The organism is Pseudomonas sp. NPDC089569 (assembly GCF_050280625.1).
Classification (GTDB): domain Bacteria; phylum Pseudomonadota; class Gammaproteobacteria; order Pseudomonadales; family Pseudomonadaceae; genus Aquipseudomonas.
Window position 1 is genome coordinate 1 of the sequence record NZ_JBNNVQ010000022.1, and the last position, 20,909, is coordinate 20,909.

Annotated in this window: 21 protein-coding genes and 1 pseudogene; 11 read left to right on the forward strand and 11 right to left on the reverse strand. The window is 60.0% G+C overall.

Annotated elements, in window-relative coordinates; genetic code table 11:
• The 3 genes and pseudogenes from ACQKP2_RS12140 to ACQKP2_RS12150 all read left to right on the forward strand — a co-directional run.
• Positions 1–223, forward strand: a pseudogene (locus tag ACQKP2_RS12140) (hypothetical protein); the annotation flags it as partial.
• Between the two features lie 224 nt (positions 224–447).
• Entirely contained in the window at positions 448–1,335 is an 888-nt protein-coding gene (gene rhtA, locus ACQKP2_RS12145; RefSeq protein WP_427576655.1) for a threonine/homoserine exporter RhtA, read from the forward strand.
• Between the two features lie 166 nt (positions 1,336–1,501).
• Positions 1,502–1,783, forward strand: coding sequence for a hypothetical protein (locus tag ACQKP2_RS12150; protein WP_427576656.1), 282 nt, complete (start codon positions 1,502–1,504; stop codon positions 1,781–1,783).
• Positions 1,784–1,798: 15 nt separating this feature from the next.
• Here ACQKP2_RS12150 and ACQKP2_RS12155 read toward each other — a convergent pair whose 3' ends face one another.
• A complete protein-coding gene (locus ACQKP2_RS12155; protein ID WP_427576756.1) occupies positions 1,799–2,359 on the reverse strand; it encodes a TetR/AcrR family transcriptional regulator in 561 nt (186 codons plus the stop codon).
• 93 nt (positions 2,360–2,452) lie between these two features.
• Between ACQKP2_RS12155 and ACQKP2_RS12160 the strand changes: the two genes are divergently transcribed.
• Complete coding sequence (locus tag ACQKP2_RS12160; RefSeq protein WP_427576657.1) at positions 2,453–3,181, forward strand: SDR family oxidoreductase; 729 nt, start codon at positions 2,453–2,455, stop codon at positions 3,179–3,181.
• A gap of 35 nt (positions 3,182–3,216) precedes the next feature.
• Positions 3,217–3,807 (forward strand): 2-hydroxychromene-2-carboxylate isomerase, encoded by a 591-nt coding sequence (locus ACQKP2_RS12165; protein WP_427576659.1) that lies wholly within the window; start codon positions 3,217–3,219, stop codon positions 3,805–3,807.
• Here ACQKP2_RS12165 and ACQKP2_RS12170 read toward each other — a convergent pair.
• Positions 3,804–4,802, reverse strand: a complete 999-nt coding sequence (locus ACQKP2_RS12170; RefSeq protein WP_427576661.1) for a zinc-dependent alcohol dehydrogenase family protein — start codon at positions 4,800–4,802, stop codon at positions 3,804–3,806. The genes ACQKP2_RS12165 and ACQKP2_RS12170 overlap by 4 nt on opposite strands.
• A gap of 116 nt (positions 4,803–4,918) precedes the next feature.
• Between ACQKP2_RS12170 and ACQKP2_RS12175 the strand changes: the two genes are divergently transcribed.
• A complete protein-coding gene (locus ACQKP2_RS12175; RefSeq protein WP_427576662.1) occupies positions 4,919–5,815 on the forward strand; it encodes a LysR family transcriptional regulator in 897 nt (298 codons plus the stop codon).
• A 4-nt stretch (positions 5,816–5,819) separates the two neighbouring features.
• Here the strand turns inward: ACQKP2_RS12175 and ACQKP2_RS12180 are convergent, their stop codons facing one another.
• From ACQKP2_RS12180 to ACQKP2_RS12195, 4 genes are all read right to left on the reverse strand, one after another.
• A complete protein-coding gene (locus ACQKP2_RS12180) occupies positions 5,820–7,628 on the reverse strand; it encodes an aminopeptidase P family protein (RefSeq protein ID WP_427576664.1) in 1,809 nt (602 codons plus the stop codon).
• Positions 7,629–7,683: 55 nt separating this feature from the next.
• The gene (locus tag ACQKP2_RS12185) at positions 7,684–8,850 is read right to left on the reverse strand and encodes an aminotransferase class V-fold PLP-dependent enzyme (protein ID WP_427576666.1); all 1,167 of its coding nucleotides are present in this window, start codon (positions 8,848–8,850) and stop codon (positions 7,684–7,686) included.
• A gap of 209 nt (positions 8,851–9,059) precedes the next feature.
• Positions 9,060–9,674: a LysE family translocator gene (locus ACQKP2_RS12190; protein WP_427576667.1), complete on the reverse strand. Its 615-nt coding sequence runs from the start codon at positions 9,672–9,674 to the stop codon at positions 9,060–9,062.
• Positions 9,675–9,775: 101 nt separating this feature from the next.
• Positions 9,776–10,045: a hypothetical protein gene (locus ACQKP2_RS12195; RefSeq protein WP_427576668.1), complete on the reverse strand. Its 270-nt coding sequence runs from the start codon at positions 10,043–10,045 to the stop codon at positions 9,776–9,778.
• A gap of 345 nt (positions 10,046–10,390) precedes the next feature.
• On the opposite strand from ACQKP2_RS12195, the gene ACQKP2_RS12200 reads away from it, so the two are divergent.
• Complete coding sequence (locus ACQKP2_RS12200; RefSeq protein ID WP_427576670.1) at positions 10,391–11,494, forward strand: sigma-54 interaction domain-containing protein; 1,104 nt, start codon at positions 10,391–10,393, stop codon at positions 11,492–11,494.
• Between the two features lie 112 nt (positions 11,495–11,606).
• On the opposite strand, the gene ACQKP2_RS12205 is transcribed toward ACQKP2_RS12200, so the two are convergent.
• The 3 genes from ACQKP2_RS12205 to ACQKP2_RS12215 all read right to left on the reverse strand — a co-directional run bounded on the left by ACQKP2_RS12205 (position 11,607) and on the right by ACQKP2_RS12215 (position 14,346).
• Positions 11,607–12,377, reverse strand: coding sequence for a MetQ/NlpA family ABC transporter substrate-binding protein (locus ACQKP2_RS12205; protein ID WP_427576671.1), 771 nt, complete (start codon positions 12,375–12,377; stop codon positions 11,607–11,609).
• A 77-nt stretch (positions 12,378–12,454) separates the two neighbouring features.
• Positions 12,455–13,120: a methionine ABC transporter permease gene (locus tag ACQKP2_RS12210; RefSeq protein ID WP_427576673.1), complete on the reverse strand. Its 666-nt coding sequence runs from the start codon at positions 13,118–13,120 to the stop codon at positions 12,455–12,457.
• 2 nt (positions 13,121–13,122) lie between these two features.
• Positions 13,123–14,346 carry an SfnB family sulfur acquisition oxidoreductase gene (locus tag ACQKP2_RS12215; protein ID WP_427576675.1) on the reverse strand — a complete coding sequence of 408 codons (1,224 nt, stop codon included), beginning with the start codon at positions 14,344–14,346 and terminating at the stop codon, positions 13,123–13,125.
• A gap of 311 nt (positions 14,347–14,657) precedes the next feature.
• On the opposite strand from ACQKP2_RS12215, the gene ACQKP2_RS12220 reads away from it, so the two are divergent.
• Positions 14,658–15,116, forward strand: coding sequence for a VOC family protein (locus ACQKP2_RS12220; protein ID WP_427576677.1), 459 nt, complete (start codon positions 14,658–14,660; stop codon positions 15,114–15,116).
• A gap of 253 nt (positions 15,117–15,369) precedes the next feature.
• Here the strand turns inward: ACQKP2_RS12220 and ACQKP2_RS12225 are convergent, their stop codons facing one another.
• Complete coding sequence (locus tag ACQKP2_RS12225; RefSeq protein ID WP_427576678.1) at positions 15,370–16,695, reverse strand: ATP-binding protein; 1,326 nt, start codon at positions 16,693–16,695, stop codon at positions 15,370–15,372.
• The gene (locus ACQKP2_RS12230) at positions 16,692–17,369 is read right to left on the reverse strand and encodes a response regulator (RefSeq protein ID WP_427576679.1); all 678 of its coding nucleotides are present in this window, start codon (positions 17,367–17,369) and stop codon (positions 16,692–16,694) included. The genes ACQKP2_RS12225 and ACQKP2_RS12230 overlap by 4 nt, the downstream gene beginning before the upstream one ends.
• Positions 17,370–17,523: 154 nt before the next feature.
• On the opposite strand from ACQKP2_RS12230, the gene dsbD reads away from it, so the two are divergent.
• Genes dsbD through dsbG form a run of 3 tightly spaced genes read left to right on the forward strand, consistent with a single transcriptional unit; the run spans position 17,524 to position 20,857 of the window.
• Complete coding sequence (gene dsbD, locus ACQKP2_RS12235; protein ID WP_427576681.1) at positions 17,524–19,260, forward strand: protein-disulfide reductase DsbD; 1,737 nt, start codon at positions 17,524–17,526, stop codon at positions 19,258–19,260.
• Positions 19,260–20,114: a prolipoprotein diacylglyceryl transferase family protein gene (locus ACQKP2_RS12240; RefSeq protein ID WP_427576683.1), complete on the forward strand. Its 855-nt coding sequence runs from the start codon at positions 19,260–19,262 to the stop codon at positions 20,112–20,114. Before dsbD ends, ACQKP2_RS12240 begins: the two co-directional genes overlap by 1 nt.
• Positions 20,090–20,857 carry a thiol:disulfide interchange protein DsbG gene (gene dsbG / locus ACQKP2_RS12245; protein ID WP_427576684.1) on the forward strand — a complete coding sequence of 256 codons (768 nt, stop codon included), beginning with the start codon at positions 20,090–20,092 and terminating at the stop codon, positions 20,855–20,857. The genes ACQKP2_RS12240 and dsbG overlap by 25 nt, the downstream gene beginning before the upstream one ends.
• Positions 20,858–20,909 lie beyond the last annotated feature (52 nt).

The following is a 20,909-nucleotide window of genomic DNA, read 5'->3' on the forward strand; positions in this document are numbered from 1 at the left end:
CATCTCAACCGAGGCGCGCATTCTACAGCAGCCTCACTTGCTGTCAAGCGGTTATTTTCAGAAGTTTTCAAAGTTTCGCTTGGAAATCCTTAACAACTTCAACCACTTGCGCTGTCGATCTCTCGTCAGCGGGAGGCGAATTTTACAGCGTTACTCGCTGCTGTCAACACCTCTTTTTCAACTTCCTTTCAGCTTCGATGACCTGAAGCCGCTTGCTGCCTAAAATTCGTCTAACTCATTGTTTTGCAAGGAGTTTTCCGTTTCGACTGCGCCGGAAGTGGGGCGAATTATAGGCTCATAAAATTCGCCGTCAACCCCTAATTTGGTTTTTCTATCAACAAATGCAAATCGACGGCTTATATATAGACGAGACAGCAACGATTGCGCAGTATATTGCCCAACACCAAGAATAGTTTCCCTGCTTCCTTTTTCGGACGATGCCACTCAATGAATGATCAGCCTCGCAGCCTTGCCTCGACTCTGTTCTCGGTCGGCCTGCTATTAATAGCCATGGCTTCGATCCAGTCCGGAGCGTCCCTGGCCAAAAGTATGTTCCCTGTCATCGGCGCCCAGGGAACCACAACCCTGCGCCTGATCTTTGCCAGCGTGATCATGTTGCTGCTCCTGCGCCCATGGCGAGCGAAACTCACTGCCAGGTCCCTGGGCACCGTCATTGTCTACGGCATGGCATTGGGCGGAATGAACTTCCTGTTTTACATGTCCTTGCGCACAGTTCCGTTGGGCATCGCCGTGGCACTGGAATTCACGGGACCGTTGGCCGTTGCCATCTATGCCTCGCGCCGGGCCATCGACTTTCTGTGGATAGCCCTCGCATCTGCCGGTTTGCTGTTATTGATACCGACGGGAGCAACCTCTGCGGCAATCGATCCGCTGGGGGTCGGATACGCTTTGGGCGCTGGGGCCTGCTGGGCGCTATACATTCTGTTTGGGCAAAAGGCCGGTGCCGACAATGGCGTGCAGACCGCGGCACTGGGGGTGATGATTGCTGCCCTGTTCGTGGCCCCCATCGGGATCATCCATGCGGGCGCTACACTGCTCACGCCCTCGCTGATCCCGGTGGCTATCGGTGTCGCCATCCTCTCCACGGCCCTTCCGTATACGCTGGAGATGGTCGCCCTCACACGCATGCCAGCCAGGACCTTCGGCACACTGATGAGCATCGAGCCCGCATTTGGCGCACTGTCAGGCCTGTTGTTCCTCCACGAATACCTTTCCCTGTCGCAGTGGATGGCTATCCTTTGCATTATCCTGGCCTCCATCGGTGCGACCATGACCATGGGAAGTACGGCCAAGCCTGCCGTTGCGGCGGATTGATGGGAGATTTGACGAAACTCTGGCATTTACCGTCCATTTAGGCCATGTTAGGCCCGCAACCCCATGCCATACATGGACTTTTCAAGATAGGGATTTCAGAGCGCTTCATACGAAATCGAATACTGTCAGACCGGGCGTGAGATCCGGAAACGTATCAAGGACAGCAATGAAACGAATTTTGATACTGATCGCCATACTTGCAGTTGCGGGCTGCGCGGCGACTTCGGAAACCCATATCAAACGGGGCAAGAAAGGGCTACACATCAACTGTTCAGGGTTGTCATCCTCTTGGGACCAGTGCTACGCAAGTGCAGCCAACTCGTGCGCCCCCAAGGGATACAAGGTGATCGCAAAATCCGGGGATGCCGTCGAGGAGCCGGGAGATTATCCGTTTGGCCTCAACCCTGCGGGCTATACCAGCCGTAGCATGATTGTCATCTGCAAGTAGACCGATACCGCGCCGTCAGATTCTCGGACCTGCAATCTGACGGCCGATCTCATCGTAACTGGATCGCAACACAGTACGCTGAAGCTCTTCAGTGGCGAGCATTCGCGCCATCACCAACGCCCCGATGCATTGCGACAGGATGGCCCAGGCCAGGCTCTCGCTCTCCAGCACTTGCGCCCAACTCTCCTGCAACAGACAAATCCAGTGCTCTGCCTGCCGGCGAATCGACATATCGGAACGAGCAATCTCGGCACCCAAGGCAGGCAATGCGCAACCGGATTCTGCGTGCTCTACATGAGACAAGCTCAAGTATTGCTTCAAGCAACGCTCAAGCTTTTCACGCCCCTGATCCGCACCCAGGCGTTCCAGGCTCTGGCGCAACTCGCGTTCGACAATTGAAGCGAACAACTCATCTTTCGATGAAAAATGGCTGTAAAAAGCGCCGCCACTCAAACCGATCGCTTTCATCAATCCATCGACGCCCACGGTGGAAAATCCGGATTTCTTTGCAGAAATCGCGCTGCTTTGCAGCAGTTTTTCCCGGGTTTCCTCTTTGTGATTGGCCGAGTAACGCATCGCACTTCCCTCTGAATTGATCACCTTGACGCTCGTCGAATCGTAGCATAACGTTCGTTTAGTTAACGATCGTTTACTAAAAGGGACCCATCCATGAATAACAAAAAGGTCGTACTGGTTGTAGGTGCAGGGGATGCCACCGGCGGTGCCATCGCCAAACGCTTTGCCCGGGAAGGATTCGTCGCCTGTGTCACGCGGCGCAGCGCGGACAAGCTTCAGCCACTGGTCGATACAATCAAGGCCCATGGTGGTGAGGCCCACGGTTTTGCCTGCGATGCGCGCAAGGAGGAAGAAGTGGTCGCGCTGGTCGAGCAGATCGAAAAGGATATTGGCCCCATTGAGGCGTTCGTGTTCAACATTGGCGCCAATGTGCCTTGCAGCATTCTTGAGGAAACTGCGCGCAAGTATTTCAAAATCTGGGAAATGGCCTGTTTCTCGGGTTTTCTCAATGCCCGCGAAGTGGCCATACGCATGGCCAGACGCCAACGGGGTACGATCCTGTTTACCGGCGCAACCGCCGGCATGCGTGGTGCCGCCGGATTTGCCGCGTTCGCCGGAGCCAAGCACGGTATCCGTGCGCTTGCGCAAAGCATGGCGCGTGAACTGGGGCCGATGAATATTCACGTCGCCCACGTCATCGTCGACGGTGCCATCGATACTGATTTCATTCGCGAAAGCTTCCCCGAAAAATACGCGACCAAGGACCAGGACGGCATTCTCAATCCCGAACACATTGCCGAGAACTACTGGTACCTGCACAGCCAGCCACGAGACGCCTGGACCTTCGAGATGGACCTGCGCCCCTGGAGCGAACGCTGGTAAGCCTCCCTTCCAACAACAAGCAGAGCACACCGATCATGAGCAAAACCGTTGAGTTCTATTTTGATCTGGGCAGCCCCGCCACGTATCTGGCCTATACCCAACTGCCAAAAATCTGTGAGCAAACCGACAGTCAGTTGATCTACATCCCGATGCTGCTTGGCGGCGTGTTCAAGGCCACCGGCAACGCCTCCCCTGCCGAGATTCCGGCCAAGGGACGCTACATGTTTCAGGATCTCGACCGCTACGCCAAACGCTATGGCGTACCGTTGAAATTCAACCCGCACTTTCCGATCAACACCCTGATGTTGATGCGCGCCGTCACCGGCATTCAGTTGCGCCATCCCGAGCGCTTTGCCGATTTCATCGACTGCCTGTTCAAGGCGCTGTGGGTGGAAGGTCTCAGTCTTGATGAGCCGGCAACCGTGGCGGCCGTGCTGACCCGACACGGTTTCGATCCCGAAGAAGTGCTGGCCCTGACCGCCGACGAGGAAGTCAAAAACCTGCTCAAAGACAACACCGGGAAAGCGGTGCAACGAGGTGTATTCGGTGCACCGAGCATGTTCATCGGTGATCAGCTGTTCTTCGGCCAGGACCGACTGGACTTTGTCCTGCAAGCCCTGAGTTAAATTTCGATGATCAACCGCCCCTGCGCCGCTCCTGACAACAGCAGCTCATGGGCGGCCTCTGCGGTTTGCAGGGTGAATCGGCGAGGATCAAGCAACGGCTTGAGCTGACCAGCCTCGATCAACCGAGCCGTCTCGCGCAGAATGTCGCCGTGATGCGCCCGCCCTTGCCCCGTCAGCAATGGCAGTAACGTGAACACTCCGGAATAGCTTGCCCCCCGAAAGGAAAGTGGCGCGAGGCTATGCTGTCCCCAACCGAGGCAGCTCACCACGTGTCCTTGATAAATCTTCGCTGCCTTGAACGAGGCATCAAGGGTTTCGCCGCCCACCGTGTCATAAACGATGTCGAAGCCTTCCCCTGCGGTGTGCTCTGCCACGTAAGCCTCGACGGACGATTGGCGATAATCAATGAACGTCGCCCCCAGGCCCTCGATGATTTCCTTTTGCCTCGCCGATCCGGTGGCAAACACCTGTGCACCCAACGCACGGGCGATTTGTATCGCGACGTGCCCCACACCTCCTGCCCCGCCATGAATCAGCACTGTATGCCCCGCCTGTACCCGAGCACGGTCGACCAATCCCTCCCACGCCGTGATCAACACCAACGGCAAACCTGCTGCTTCACGCATGCTCAGATTGCCCGGCTTGCGTGCCAACAGTCGCGCGTCGACTACCGCGTATTCAGCCAGTGAACCCTGGGCGCCACCAATTCCTGTCGCCATGGCGTAGACCTCATCACCGGTTTCCCATTGATCCACACCCTCGCCCAACGCTTCGACAGTGCCCGCCAGGTCCATTCCCAATACCGCCGGCAGCGGCTGGCGCGCATGGGCCGCCTGACCCGCGCGGATTTTCCCGTCCAACGGGTTCACACCGCTGGCCGCGATCCGCACAAGGACTTGCCCCGCTTCAGGTGCGGGTCGAGCAATGGACGCCAAGCGTAATGGTGCATTGGCCGAGTCAACAATCAGAGCGCGCATTTGCAGTGAGTCCGTCATTTCACATATTCCCGTCAGAAGTGGTTGTAGGACCTATCTTCAAACAACTCACTCATGCCGATAAGACGCCATATAGCTATAGTAATCATGCCTATCCGGCATGAATGAGGACTACCATGGACAAACTGAATGCGATGGCCGTTTTTGTCCGGGTCGTGGAGCGCGGCAGTTTTTCCGCCGTCGCCCGGGAAATGCAGACCAGCCAGCCGACAATCAGCAAAATGCTGCAGGCGCTGGAGGCCGGGCTGGGTGGAAAGCTGATCGCCCGCAGCACTCGACACCTGTCGCTGACCGATGAAGGACAGCGTTACTACGATCAGTGTCGGCAGATACTCGCCGCGGTAGATGCCGCCGAACACAGTTTTCAGTCCGGCAGGGAAACCATCGCCGGCCCTCTGAGAATCGGCTCCTCTGTGAGTTTCGGGCGCCTTCAGATTGCGTCGCGATTGCCGGATTTTCTCAAGCGTCATCCAGAAGTCCAGATTGACCTGCAACTGAGCGACCAGAACCAGGATCTGGTCAGCGAGGGCCTGGACGTCACGTTCAGGATCGGCGAGTTGAGCGACAGTGGCCTGATCGCACGTCATGTCGGCACCACCCACCGTGTGACCGTCGCTGCCGCGGATTACCTTACCCAACACGGCCAGCCGCAAACACCGCAGGAACTGCGCGAACACAACTGCCTGGTGTTCAACCTGCTGAGCAGCCAGAACCTGTGGCACTACCAGAACGGTACTCAACGCCATGAAGTGCGCATCAAGGGAAACGCGCAAAGCAACAATTCGGAAGCGATTCGAGAAATGGTGTTGGGGGGATTGGGGATTGCGTTGTCGCCGGTATGGTTGTTCAGCGAGGACCTGAAAGCCGGGAGAGTGACAGCGATTCTGCAGGAGTACACCGCACAGACGTTGCCGATATACGCCGTGTCCCCGGCGAATCGTCGCCAATCCGCCAGGGTCAAAGCCTTTGTCGACTACATGAGCCAGGCACTGGAAACAGCGCCCGGCTCATGATCCGTCAAATGGCCGCGGTGCGAGTGTTCAACCACTGCAGTGCTGCGCCATCGAGCAATGGGCTCAGGCGTTCGCGCACTTCGGCGTGGTACGCGTTGAACCACTGTTTTTCCTCTTCGGTCAGCAGCGAAGGCTCCAGGCAACGGGTGTCGATCGGGCACAGGGTCAGGGTTTCGAACTTGAGGAACTCACCGAATTCGCTGGAACCTGCCTCGCGGTTCATGGCCAGGTTTTCGATCCGCACACCCCAGCGCCCCGGACGGTAGGTACCCGGCTCGATGGAGGTGATCATGCCCGGTTGCATCGCTGTTTGCGGTGCCGGTGCGGCCTGATAGGCAATGACTTGCGGGCCTTCGTGTACGTTGAGGAAATAACCGACGCCGTGACCGGTGCCATGACCGTAGTCGACGCTCTCGGCCCAGATCGGCGCGCGGGCGATGGCATCGAGCAATGGCGACAGGATGCCCTTGGGAAATTGCGCCCGGGACAAGGCAATCACGCCTTTGAGCACACGGGTGCAATCACGCTTCTGCTCGTCGGTCGGCGTTCCCACCGGCACCATCCGCGTGATGTCGGTCGTGCCGCCCAGGTATTGGCCGCCCGAGTCGATCAGCAACAGGCCATCGCCCTCGATCACTGCGTGCTCTTCTTCGGTAGCGTGGTAGTGCGGCATGGCGCCATTAGCGTTGAACGCGGCGATGGTGTTGAAGCTCAACGACACGTAGCCAGGACGACGCTCACGCGCGGCGGTGAGCTTTTCGTCAATGGTCAGCTCGGTGACACGCTCGCGGCCCAGCGCCGAGTCCAGCCAGGTGAAGAACTCGCAGAGTGCCGCGCCGTCCTGCTCCATGGCCTGGCGGATGTGTGCGGCATCGTCCAGGCTCTTTTGCGACTTGGCCAGCGTGGTCGGGTTCAGGCCTTCGACCAGCGTGACGCCGCTGCCCAGGTTATCCAGCAACCCCGCCGTCACGCGCGCCGGATCGACCAGCAGGCTCGCACCGTTCGGCACCGCGCGCAGGGCATCGGCTACCTCGCTGTAGTCGCGCAGGGTGACGCCGTCCTGTTCAAGCACCGCACGCAGCTCGGCATCGACCTTGCTCAGGGCCACGAACAGCGTTGCCTGTTGCTGGCTGATCAGGGCGAAAGAAACGAATACCGGGTTGAACGACACGTCGCCGCCGCGCAGGTTGAACAGCCAGGCGATGTCATCGAGGGTCGCGATGAAGTGCCAGTCGGCACCACGCGCCTGCAGGTTTTCGCGCAACTTGGCGAGTTTTTCACCGCGACTGACCGTGGCCTGCGGCGGCAAGTGCTGATAGATCGATGCGTTGGGCAGGCTCGGACGGTCGCTCCAGACTTCGTTCAACAGATCGATGTCGGTGCGCAGACGTGCGCCGCGCTCTTCAAGTTTGCTGCCCAGAGTACGTGCCGAGGCCACGGCCATTACCGCGCCATCGACCGCGACCACACCACCTTCGGGCGTTTGCTCGGCCAGCCAGTCCAGCGGTCCCGGTTGGCCCGGTTGCAACTTGACCAGGTCGATGCCGCTGCCCTTGAGTTCCTTGGTCGCCTGTTCCCAGTAACGGCTGTCGGCCCAGACACCGGCGAAATCCGGCGTGACGATCAGGGTGCCGACCGAACCATGGAAGCCCGACAACCATTGCCGTCCCTGCCAATAGCCCGGCAGGTATTCGGACAGGTGCGGGTCGGCCGACGGCACCAGCAGCGCATGAATGCCCTCCCGGCTCATCAGCTCGCGGGTTTGCGCCAGGCGCTGGGGCACCGGCCCGTTGATCGAAGACTGCGTACTCATCGTGACTCCTGCTAACCACTCATCATTATTGTCATGTGCCGATCGGGATCGGCGTTTACAAACCTGTCGCCCAGAATGCCGGAGCACGGGTACAGGCTGCTTTTATAAGCTGTATCGCTTGATCGATATCCTGCTCGGTCGTGAATCGTCCGAGGCTCAAGCGAATGGTGCGACCCGCCGCGTGTGCGTCATGCCCCAAAGCCAACAGCACGTGGGATGGGGTTTTGCTCGCGGAGTTGCAGGCAGAGGTCGCGGAAAAGGCGATCGAGGCGCTCAACGCCTCCGGGCTGAACTCGCCCTCGTTGAACGTCAGGCTCAGAGTATGGGGGATGCGTTGGCTCGGGCTGCCGTTGAGACGCACGCCCGGAATGTCCAGCAGCGATGCGAGCAGGCGTTCACGCAGATACACGATCCTGGCTTTCTCTTCATCGAACGATGCTGCCGCCAATGCGAAAGCCTCGCCCATGGCGACAATCTGATGGGTCGCCAGGGTGCCGGAGCGCAAACCGCCCTCGTGTCCGCCGCCGTGGATCTGCGCCTGCAGGCGCTGTTGTGCTCTGGGGCCGACATACAACGCACCGATGCCCTTGGGGCCATAGAGTTTGTGCGCCGAGAACGACATCAGGTCCACTGGCCACTCGCCCAGGTCGATCGCCACCTTGCCCGCCCCCTGAGCCGCGTCGACATGGAACAGGGCCTGGCGATCACGTACTACCTGGCCAATGGCCGGAATGTCATTGACCGTGCCCAGTTCGTTGTTGACCAGCATCAGCGACACCAGAAAGGTGTCCTCGCGCATGGCCTGACTGACAGCTTGCGGGGTGATCAGGCCGTCGGCGTCCGGCACCAGGTAGGTCACGGCGACACCGGCATCCTGCAACTGCCTGGCGGTATCGAGGATGGCCTTGTGCTCGATCTGGCTGGTGATGATGTGGCCACCGGCAATCCCGCGCGCCTGGGTGACGCCCTTGAGGGCAAGGTTGTTCGATTCGGTGGCGCCGGAGGTCCAGACAATTTGCCCGGGGGTGGCACCGACCAGTTCGGCGACCTGGCGCCGCGCATGCTCGACCGACTGCCGGGCCTGTTGGCCGAATGCGTGGGAACTGGAGGCCGGGTTGCCGAAATTGCCGCTGAACCCCAGACACTCGACCATCACCTTGATGACGCGTTCATCCACCGGCGTGGTGGCGGCGTAATCGAAATACAACGGACGTTCATTCATAAAAGTCTCGCAGAGCGTGTTCCGGGATCAGGAGTGGCTCGTGACTGCAAACGTCAAGACGCAGCCTTGTGAGCCGCGTCCCGGTTTACAGGAGGTTACCAATACCTGATCGGATGCCGTTAAAGAAGTACAACTTCGTTTAAAAGTGCGTTGGAACGCTCCTGAAAAGCGAGCTTAACAGGCATCGGGCGACCGGTTGAAGCAATGCGTCAGGTAAAGCTTTCTCGCAGGATGGGATAAAGCGACGCCACCAGCAGCGCCGCCATGCCCCAGTTGAACAAACGCAACCAGCGGCGATCCTTCAGCACATTGCGCAGCAACGTGCCACACCCGGCCCAGAGGCCGACGCTCGGCAGGTTGATCAAGGCGAACACCGCTGCAATCACGACGACATTGGTGAAGTAGCCCTGCATCGGCGTGTAGGTGCTGATAGCACCAATGGCCATGATCCAGGCCTTTGGATTGACCCACTGAAACGCAGCGGCGCCGAGGTAGCTGATCGGTTTCGCCTCGCTCTGCTCGCCGTCGGAAACCGGCCCGGAACGGGCGATTTTCCACGCCAGATACAGCAGATAGGCCGCGCCGATGTAACGCAGCAACGTGTAGAGCAATGGATAAGTCTTGAACACCGCCCCAAGACCGAACCCTACCGCAACCACCAGCACAAAGAAGCCGCAGGTCACGCCGAGCATATGAGGGATGGTGCGGTTAAAACCGAAATTCACGCCGGATGCCAGCAACATCGTGTTGTTCGGGCCGGGTGTGATCGAGGTGACGAGGGCAAACAGGGCGAGGCCCAGCAGCAGATCGAGTGAGAGTGTCATGGCAGGCAGTCCATCAGGGTCGGTCAGGTATCGACCCTATCGCACACCCGATTGGAAACCCATGGACAGTTACACGAAAGTTGGACCAGTACAGTTTTCGATCAGCTTTGACGACCGTGCAGCTGTACAGTTCGCTCGGCGTTCATCTCACCCTGTTTATCGAAGCCGAAAGATTTCTGCGGCTGGCCAAGCAGTTCGGCCTTTTTGGCCTGGTATTCATCGAAGGACAAACCGCGGCGATTCAACGCTTCCATCGCCAGTTCACGGGTTTCTTCAGCGGTGTAAGGCCGCAGCTCAGGAGAAACATGACTGGCACATCCGGCGAGAACAGAAAGGCTCAGCAACAGGAAAGCGGTGATTGGCGTTTTCATTTCGAGCGTCCTGGCAATTCGGGTTCGAGGCAATGAACACAGGCTACTCGCGCCCTTGAACGGGTAGAAATCAACACGCTCGATAGTCGCTATCGCGATTTTCCAATCATTCTTTCTCGTCAGCCCTCATATTCCATATAGAAATATAAATATTTGTTTAATGTATTTTAAGGAATAAAAAATAAGCTTTATAACAACGCCATCCGCAGGCGCACTGCCGGATGCGTCCACCCCTGACAGAGAAACCCGGCCCTGGCACGCATCCCCTGCCAGGTAAGTGCGCTCAATCGAACTCCAGCGATTCCCACTTTTCATTCATTGCCTGCCCTACAGGGAGCGTATTCCATGCAATTGCTGACCTTGCCGCCCTCACCCGCCCTGGCCACGTCTATTCGTGCCACCGCCCAGGTGTTCGAAGACCCCAAATCCCAGGCCCTGCTGGCGCATCTGCAACAAGTCGCCCCCAGTGAAGCCAGTGTGCTGATCATTGGTGAAACCGGCACCGGCAAGGAATTGGTAGCGCGACATATCCACAATCTCAGCGCACGACGCAATCAGCCCTTCGTGGCGGTGAACTGCGGTGCATTCTCCGAATCACTGGTTGAGGCCGAGCTGTTCGGTCATGAAAGGGGCGCCTTCACTGGCGCCCTGAGCGCCAAAAGCGGCTGGTTCGAAGAGGCTGATGGCGGCACCTTGTTCCTCGATGAAATCGGCGATTTGCCGATGGCGATCCAGGTCAAGCTGCTGCGGGTGCTGCAAGAGCGCGAAGTGGTGCGCCTGGGTTCGCGCAAGAGTATTCCCATCAATGTCAGGGTGCTGGCGGCGACCAACGTACAGCTGGAAAGAGCCATCAACGCCGGGCATTTCCGCGAAGACCTGTACTACCGGCTCAACGTCGTCAGCCTGGAACTAAACGCGCTGCGTGAGCGCCCCGGCGACATCCTGCCACTGACCCGCCACTTCATCGATACCTACAGCCGGCGTCTGGGGTACGGCGACATCACCCTCAGCAAAGAGGCCGAGCTGAAATTGCGCAACTACAGTTGGCCGGGCAACATCCGCGAACTGGAAAACGTCATTCACCATACCTTGCTGATTTGCCGCAACGGTGTCATCGAGCGCGACGACCTGCGCCTGTCGAACCTGCGCATCGAGCGTCAAGACGATGTGCACGGGCAGGTCGACAATTCATCCGAAGCACTGCTTGATCGCGCCTTTCAAAAGCTGTTTGAAGAACAGGCCGGTGCGCTGCACGAGAAAGTCGAGGACGCGCTGTTACGGGCGGCCTATCGTTTCAGTCACTACAACCAGGTGCATACCGCCGCCCTGTTGGGGCTCAGCCGCAACGTGACCCGGACACGCCTGATCAAGATCGGCGAACTGGCGGTGAACAAACGCCGGCCAGCGGAAAACGTTCAGGGTGAGCGATTGGTGCAGTTGTCGATTTAGGCAATGTAAGTCAGCGGTACAGCGTTCGCGGGCAAGCCTCGCTCCTACGGATCGTGGAGTCCTTGTAGGAGCGAGGCTTGCCCGCGAAGGCGTCTTTAAGGTCAACCGATCATCAGAACCCCGGCGCAATCTGCCCCTTGTAGCGGGTCAGGATGAACTGGCGCACGTCATCGGAATTCAACGCCTTGGCCAGTTTCTGCAGGCCCGGGTCGTTGATGTTGTCTGGCCGCGCGACCAGGAACTCGACGTACAGGCTCTTGCCCTTCTCGACGATCAACGCACTGTTGGTGTCGATCCCCGCCTCCAGCGCGTAGTTGGCAAACACGAACGCCAGGTCCACCTGACTCACTGAACGCGCCAGCAAGGCGCCTTCCAGTTCACGGATCTTCAGATGCTTGGGGTTCTCGGCGATGTCCCGCTGGGTCGCCAGCGTGTTACTCGGGTCCTTGAGTTTGATCAGCCCGGCCTCATGCAGCAGCACCAGCGCTCGACCGGTGTTGACCGGGTCGTTGGGGATCGACACGGTGGCACCGTCCTTGAGTTCGGCGATATTCTTGATCTTGGTCGAGTAGGCACCGAACGGCTCGATGTGGACGCCGACTACCGGCACCAGATCGGTGTGACGGGTCTTGTTGTAGTCATCGAGAAACGGACGGTACTGGTAATAGTTGGCATCGAGGTTTTTCAAGGCCAACTGCTGGTTGGGCTGGATGAAATCGGTGAACACCTTGATGTCCAGGTCCACGCCTTCCTTGGCCAGGGTCGGTTTGACGAATTCGAGAATTTCCGCGTGCGGCACCGGGGTGGCGCCCACGGTGAGTTTCTCATTGGCGTGAACGCTCAACGAAATCAGGGCAGCCAATACGGCGAGAGTCTTTTTCATCTTGTGCTCCAAGGCAGAGTTCAATGGCCGTCGTGGGGCGCACGTGAGGCCGGTTTTGTGGGTTGTGAATCGAATGTCTATCGCCGGCTGTAGCGCGCCACCAGGCGGTCGCCGCTCATTTGCAGGGCCTGGACCAGGACCAGCAGCAGTACCACGGTGACCACCATCACGTCGGTCTGGAAACGCTGATAGCCGTAGCGGATCGCCAGATCACCCAGGCCACCGCCGCCGATGACCCCGGCCATCGCCGTGTAGTCGACCAGCACGATGGCGGTCACGGTAATCGCCGCCAACAGCCCTCCCCGGGCCTCCGGCAGCAGGGTGTGATGGATGATTTGCCAGGTGTTGGCGCCCATGGCCTGGGTCGCTTCCACCACGCCACGATCGACCTCGCGCAAGGCGGTTTCCACCAGCCGCGCGAAGAACGGCGTGCAACCGACCACCAGTGGCGGAATGGTGCCCGGCACGCCCAGCGAGGTCCCCACCAGCAAAGTGGTCAGTGGAATGAGCACAATCAGCAGGATGATGAACGGCAGCGAGCGCAACATGTTCACGATCACTGACAACACCCGGTAAACACCCACGGCCTCATGCAACTGGCGTTTGCCGGTGAGGAACAGCAGCACACCCAGCGGCAACCCCAGCAATACAGTGAAACCCAGCGCTGCACCGAGCATGCTCAAGGTGTCGAGACAGGCCTGGGCGATGTCGGCCCAAAAAATGTTCTTCAGCAGTTCGGCCATGATCACGACCAGTCATGACGGGGTGGTTTGACGCCGTTGAGCAGCCAGTTGCCCACCACGTGGTATTTCCAGCGCACGGGGTCATGCAGGGTGTGCACCCGGGCATTGCGCCAGTGGCGGTCGAAGTTGTGCTTCTTGAGCGTCGAACGGGTGCCGCCGAGCTCGAACAATTTGTTGCTGGCTTCGATGGCGATTTCGGTGGTCAGCACTTTGGCCCTCGCTACGGCCAGCGAGGCATGGGCCACATTGTCTTCGTCCGGGGCCTGGCGCGCCGCGTCCAGTGCTCGACCGGCACGCTCCAGCAAGGCTTCGGCAGCCTCCAGGCGAATGTCCAGGCCACCGACCTGAATGATCGTCAATGGATCTTCGCTGGCCTTGTCCACGCCCGCATCGATCCAGGGCCGGGCAAACGCTCGAACAAACGCCAGGGTGTCGCGCAGAGCGGCACGGGCAATGCCGGCATCGATGGCGGCCGTCGTCAACTGGGCAAACGGGCCTGCCAGCGTCGGGCTTTCATAGGAGCGATACGTTGGGAACAGGTTGAACGCCTGAACGTGCAGATCCTCGGCCAGCACCGTGCCGCTGGACGTGTTGCGCTGACCGATGCTGTCCCAGTCATCGAGTATCACCAGGCCTTTGGTGCCACGCTCGACGAAGGCCAGTTGCCCCTTCTGCTGCTCATCCAGCGCCAGTACCGCCAGCCAGTGGGCATAGAGCGAACCGGTGCAGTAACCCTTGCGCCCGTTGATCACATAACCGTCGCCATAGGGACGGATGGTCGCCTGAATGTCCTGCACTGTCTTGCCGCCGGTTTCCGACAAGGCATTGGCAAAACGATGCCCCTGCAACGCCAGTGCAAAGAAGTGCGCCTGCTGCTGCGGTGTGCCTTGCAAGCGGATGTCTTCAAGCAGGCAGTAGTGATTTTGCGGGATCTGCCCCAGGGAGGGGTCGGCCGCCGAGATGATCGCGATGACTTGTGCCAGCACCGCATACGACACCTGCGCGCCGCCAAATGCCTTCGGCACGGTGATGCCCCACAGGCCGCTGTTGGAATAAAGATCGACGATGTCGACGGGGACATGGCGGTTGCGGTCGCGTTCGGCATCCTGCTCCAGCAGGATCGCGGCGACGTGTTCGGCCACTTGCAGGGCTTCGGCTTCGTCGGCGATCCGGTGGGCGGCCGGCGGGTTGATCGGATAAACGGCTGAGGGGGTCAAGGCAGACATACAAGGCTCTCGGTACAAGTGTTACCTGAGTCATTGCAGCTTCTGTGCCTGACCGCGAGAGCCCGTGTTTTCGGGCTGTTCGCCCTGGTTTTAAACGTTTAATGCGCTACTGAACGAACATTCTGTTGCTTTGCTGTTGATTGCCGAACAGTGCCACCGAGAGGAAAAACGTCCGTCGCCAGACGCGATCGATGTGTGAACTTGAAACATCCTGAAGATCAAAACCAAGAGATCGCAGTCTCCAGCACCTCCTACAATTGTCGGTTCTGCTCAAGGCAGCGAATCCACAACCACTTCAGGGAGAACCCATCATGAGCGTCAAACCCATTCCAGAGGGTTATCACAGCATTACCCCGTACCTGGGCATTGCAAAGGCAGCCGAGGCCATCGAGTTCTACAAAAAGGCCTTTGGTGCGATCGAAGTCATGCGCCTGGCCATGCCCGATGGCGGTATCGGCCATGCCGAACTGCGCATCGGCGACTGCCCGATCATGCTCGGCACGCCATGCGACCAAGGACCGTTGCGCAGTCCGGAGCAATCGCCGTCCGTGGGTCTGCATTTGTATGTGACCGATGTCGATAAATCCTATAAACAGGCGATTGAGGCAGGCGGCATCGTGGTATCGGAGGTCAAGGACCAGTTTTATGGCGACCGGTCCGGGACCTTGAAGGACCCTTATGGCCATCTGTGGTTTCTGGCCACGCGCAAGGAGGATCTGACACAGGAGCAGATCGAGCAGCGGGCGAAGGAGATGTTTGCGCAGGGTTGAGTGTTTTAGCGTCTGAAACACCCCTATCGCGAGCAGGCTCGCTCCCACAGATGCTGCATCGCACACGAACAGATAACCGACATGAAAGGCCCGCTGGTTGTCACCTATCCAGCGGGCTTCTTTTTGCCGTACGAACTTAGCGCGCTACATCTTTTGTATCGCGCAATCGTTTTTCGCGGGCAAGCCGGATCGCCGCACCGCTCGCTCCTACGGTCTGTGGTGTTAGTAGGAGCGAGGCTTGCCCGCGAACGCATCAAACCGCCTGCAACGGCATGGTCAGTTCGACGCGCAACCCATCCGGTCGGCTGTCGAAATGCAGGGTGCAGCCGCATCGCTGGACGATGGCCTGGACAATCGCCAGGCCGAGGCCGCAACCGGTGCTCTGGCCGTTGCGCCAGAAGCGTTGGGTCAGGTGTTGCAGGTCATCGTCGGCGATGCCCGGCCCATGGTCGCGTACCACGAACTGCACGCGGTTGCCGCTGGTTTGCAGGCTCAGCTCCACCGGTCCGTCACCGGGTGTATGGCGAAGGGCGTTGTCCAGCAAATTGCGCAACGCGGCAATCGACAGCACTGAAGGCATTCGCACCGGCGCGTGGGAGAACCCCGCCGGCACCGCCAACCGGATGCGTTGGCGATCACCGCCCGCGGTGTCCTGAATCGCCAGTTTCGCCACTTGTTCGGCATTGCATTGAACGCCGTCATCGAAGGACAGACTGCCTTCGACCCGGGCGAGCAACAACAATTGTTCAAGTGTACGGTGTAGACGATCCGCGCCCTCTTCGGCCCGGGCCAGGGATTGATCTCGCGCGGCGCCATCGGTCATGCGTGCCACTTGCAGGTGGGTCTTGATCGCGGTGAGCGGGCTGCGCAGTTCGTGGGCCGCATCGCCCGTCAGCCGACGCTCGCGCTCGATGGTCTTGCCGATTCTCTGAAACAACTGGTTCTGCGTTTCGAGCAACGGTTGCAGCTCACTAGGCAACGGCTGGATCTGCAAGGGTTCTAGGGAGTCGGCACTGCGGCGCATCAAGGCATCGCGCATGCGGTTGAGCGGCGCCAGCCCCTGGCCGATGCCCAGCCAGAGCAGGCACAGGCAACCGAGCAACGCCACGCCTACCGGTACCGAGGCCGCCAGCAGGATCGACATGTTCAACGCCTCGCGTTCAGTCTGCCGATCAGCGGTGGTAATGCGCAGATCGCCCCGCGCCAGGGTAAAACTGCGCCACGGGGCACCGTCGATCATCTGATCGTGAAACCCCACTTTCTCCGCTTCCAGAGGTTGCCCGGGTTCGGTGTGACTGCGGGCGAGTATTTCCCCGCGCAACGAACTGACCTGACAGGCCATGCCACCGGGGATGTTCAGTTGCTCGGCACTGAAATGAGTGCCCTCGCCTTTGCTCGGCAACGGCGGCAATTGCTCCATCAACCCGGCGACCATACGCGCCGAGGCGACCAACCGCTGGTCCAGGGAAAACATCATCTGATTGCGCAGGTCGCTGAGCATCCAGGCCGCCGCCAGCGCCCAGATCAGCGCAAACGCGGCGCCCAGGGTCAGGCTCAGGCGCAAACGCAGGCTCATCACTTCGATTGATCTCCATCGGCAGGCCCCAGGCGATAACCCAGGCCGCGCACGGTTTCGACGATGCCTTTGCCCAATTTGCTGCGCAGGTGATGGATATGCACATTCAGCGCGTTGCTTTCCAGTTCATCGTTGAAGCCGTAAACGCTGTCCTTGAGTTGCTCGGTCGACAGCACGCGACCACGGTTATGCAACAGCGCCTGCAACAGCGACTGTTCACGGCGCGACAGGTCCACCGGCCGGCCGGCGAGCGTGGTTTCGCGGCTGCTCGGGTCGTAGGTCAGGGCGCCGTGTTCGATCAGGTTGATGCTGCGCCCCGCCACCCGTCGCAACAGCGTGTGCAGACGCGCGGCCAGTTCGCGCAGGTCGAAAGGCTTGAGCAAGTAGTCGTCGGCGCCGGCTTGCAGGCCGTCGACGCGGTCAGTGACCGAATCGCGGGCCGTGAGGATCAGCACCGGCAGCTCCAGACCGTTGCTGCGCAACTGTTGAAGCAATTTCAAGCCGTCTTCATCGGGCAGGCCGAGATCGAGCACCATGACATCGAATTGCGCCACCTTGAGCATCGCCCGGGCCGCGGACGCCGTGGCCACATGCTCCACGGTCAGGCCCTGTGCGGTGAGGCCGGCGACGATGCCGCTGGCGATCAACTCATCGTCTTCGCAGACCAGTACGTGCATGGAAAGCCTCGTGTAAATAATGCCGATTAGGCCGGTGACCGATTAAGCGGACATTATGCCGCAAGCACCACAGCCACAAGGCCGCGACGGTTAATCATCGGTTAATCGCCGCCGCCCATTGTGCAGTTCATCTGCAAAAGGATAAGGCTTTTCCATGCGTCATCTGCTTCTACTCGTCGCCCTGCTGTTCTGCAGCCTGACCCAGGCCGGCACCAATCCGTTCGAGAGCAAACCCGACTTCCTGCCCGTCGCCAAAGCGTTCGTGTTCACCTCCGAGCGCCTTGAGTCCGGCGAAACCCAGTTGTTCTGGCAGATTGCCGACGGCTACTACCTGTACCAAAAGCGGCTCAAATTCGACGGATTGCCCGCCGACCAGCATCCGGCGCTGCCCGAGGGCGAAGCCCACAGCGACGAGTTCTTCGGTGAGCAGACCGTCTATCGCCAGGGGCTGGAGCTGAAGATTCCGGCCGGTGCCCATGGTCAGCTCAAGGTGGGCTTCCAGGGTTGCGCCGATGCCGGTTTGTGTTATCCACCGCAGACCCAGGTCGTCGATCTGGGCACCAGTGACGCGGCCCCGAGCGTGGCTCAGGCACCGGACGAGGCCCTCGCCGGCGACCTGCAACAGCGGGCGCTGGGCTGGAGTCTGCTGGTGTTTTTCGGCCTCGGCCTGTTGCTCGCTTTCACACCCTGCACCTTGCCGATGTTGCCGATTCTGGCCGGGTTGATCGTCGGCAGCGGCGCCACGCCCAAGCGTGGTTTCGCCCTGGCCGGCAGTTACGTGGTGAGCATGGCGCTGGTGTATGCGGCGATGGGTGTGCTGGCGGCAATGCTTGGCGCCAACCTTCAGGCACTGCTGCAGAATCCATGGCTGCTGGGCGCTTTTGCGGCGATCTTCGTGCTGCTGGCGTTGCCGATGTTCGGCTTCTTCGAACTGCAACTGCCGGTGGCGGTGCGTGACCGGCTGGAGAATGTCTCTCGCAATCAGCGTGGCGGCAGCCTTGTCGGTGCGGGTGTTCTGGGGGCCTTGTCCGGCCTGTTGGTCGGCCCGTGCATGACCGCGCCACTGGCCGGAGCACTGCTCTACATCGCACAAAGCGGCAATGCGCTGCACGGTGGCCTGGTCCTGTTTGCCCTGGGCATCGGCATCGGCGTGCCACTGCTGGTGCTGGTAACGGTAGGCAATCGCTTCCTGCCCAAACCCGGTGCCTGGATGAATCTGCTCAAGGGCATCTTTGGCTTCCTGTTCCTCGCCACCGCGCTGTTGATGCTGCGCCCGGTGCTCGATGAATCCCTGTGGGTCGGCCTGTGCGGCGCGTTGTTGCTGATCGCGGCCTACAGCGCCTGGAAGCAGTCGGAAGGTTTTGGTCGCATCGCCCATCTGTTTGGCGCCAGCGCCCTGTTGCTCGGAGTGTGGGGCAGCCTGTTGATGATCGGTGCCGCGGGTGGCAGCAATGACCTGTTCAAACCGCTCCAGGTCTTCCGCGCCTCCGGCTCTGCCGTCGCCGCCGTTGCGACGGGGCACGAGGCCTTCACGACCCTCAAGGACCCCGCCGCCCTGCAACGCGAGCTGGACGCGGCGCAAGCGCAAGGCCAGTGGGTGATGCTCGACTATTACGCCGACTGGTGTGTGTCGTGCAAGGTCATGGAAAAACAGGTGTTCGGCAACGCCAAAGTGCTCGAAGCACTGCGCGACGTGCGCTTGCTCCGACTCGACGTCACCGCCGACAATGCCGCCAGCCGTGAACTGCTCGGCCGTTATAAAGTGCCGGGACCACCGAGTTTCCTGTGGATCGGTGCCGACGGCAACGAACGTCGCAGCCAGCGCATCAGCGGCGAGGTTGATGCCGACACTTTCCTGCAACGCTGGTCCACCACCCGAGACGCCCGTTAATGCTGACCTTCACCCTCGGCACCTTTGCCATCGCGCTCAACCACCTGTTGCTGATCAGTGCATTGGCGCTGGCGACCTTCATCGGTTGGCGGGTGGCCAGGCGCGGCGGTGATAATCCCGAGTCGGCGCTGTTCGGCCTGTTTCTGATCGGCATGCTCGCGGCACGGATCAGTTTCGTCATCGTTTACTGGACGCACTATCACAATGATCCCTGGCAGATCATCGATCTGCGCGACGGTGGTTTCCTCGCCTGGCCGGGAGTGATCGCGCTGCTTCTGGCCACGCTGTACCGAGGCTGGAGGCGCCCCGGCCTGCGCCGTCCATTGGGCTTTGGCGTGGCCGGCGGCCTGGCGTTCTGGTTGCTGGCGACCTTTTCCCTGAGCCTTTATGAGCAAGGCACGCGCCTGCCGGAAATCACCCTGCGCAATGCCGCGGGTGAAACCGTGCAACTGGCCGATTACAAGGGTGGACCGTTGGTCATCAATCTATGGGCCACCTGGTGTCCGCCCTGTCGCCGGGAGATGCCGGTGCTGGAAAATGCCCAGCAACAGCGCCCGGACCTGACCTTCCTGTTCGTCAATCAGGCCGAGAGCATGCAAAGCGTCGCCACCTTTCTGGAAACCCAGGGCCTGAGCCTGTCCAACGTACTGTTCGACGGCAGTGGTCGCCTGGGCCAGGCGGTAGGTTCCATGGCGTTACCGACTACGCTGTTCTATAGCCCCGACGGTCGCCTGCTGGGCAGCCATCTGGGTGAACTTTCCCACGCCAGCCTGGCCCGCTCCCTGGAAAATTTCGATTCCACCCCCGTCACCTCGTCAAGGAAACTGCCATGCCCCGCCTCCGCCACCTGCTGACCTTGAGCCTGGGTGCCGCCTTGCTGCACCTGCCAGCGGCGCAGGCCGAAGAGTTGCCCGACGCGATCAAGAAGATCGAAGCCAAGGGCGCGAAAATCGTCGGCCAGTTCGATGCACCCGATGGCTTGCGCGGTTACGCGGCGCAGTACCAGAACCGCGGCATGGCGCTGTACCTGACGCCGGACGGCAAGCATGTGCTGCTGGGCAATCTGTACGACGCCGAAGGCAATGACCTGAGCAGCGCCCCGTTGCAAAAACTGGTCTACGGGCCGATGGCCAAGGAAGTCTGGGGCAAGATGGAAGCCAGCAACTGGATCGCCGATGGCAGCAAGGACGCGCCACGGGTCATCTACATGTTCAGTGATCCGAACTGCCCTTACTGCAACATGTTCTGGGAACAGGCGCGGCCATGGGTCAAGGCCGGCAAGGTGCAATTGCGCCACATCATGGTCGGCATCATCCGCGAGGACAGCCCCGGCAAGTCCGCCGCACTGCTCGCCGCCAAAGACCCGCAAAAGGCCCTGCAAGATCACGAAGCGGCCGGCAAGGGCAGCTCGCTCAAGCCCCTGAAGGATGTACCACCGGCCATTGAGGCCAAGCTCGCCGCTAACATGCAATTGATGGATGAACTTGAACTGCAAGCCACCCCGGCGATTTTCTACATGGACAGCAAAGGCGAACTGCAACAGCAGCAGGGAGCGCCTTCGCCGGACAAACTGGCGAAGATACTCGGGCCGAAATAACGCCATCAGTCAGGCCATGGGAGCCGACCTGCCGTGGCTTTCACAGTGCACT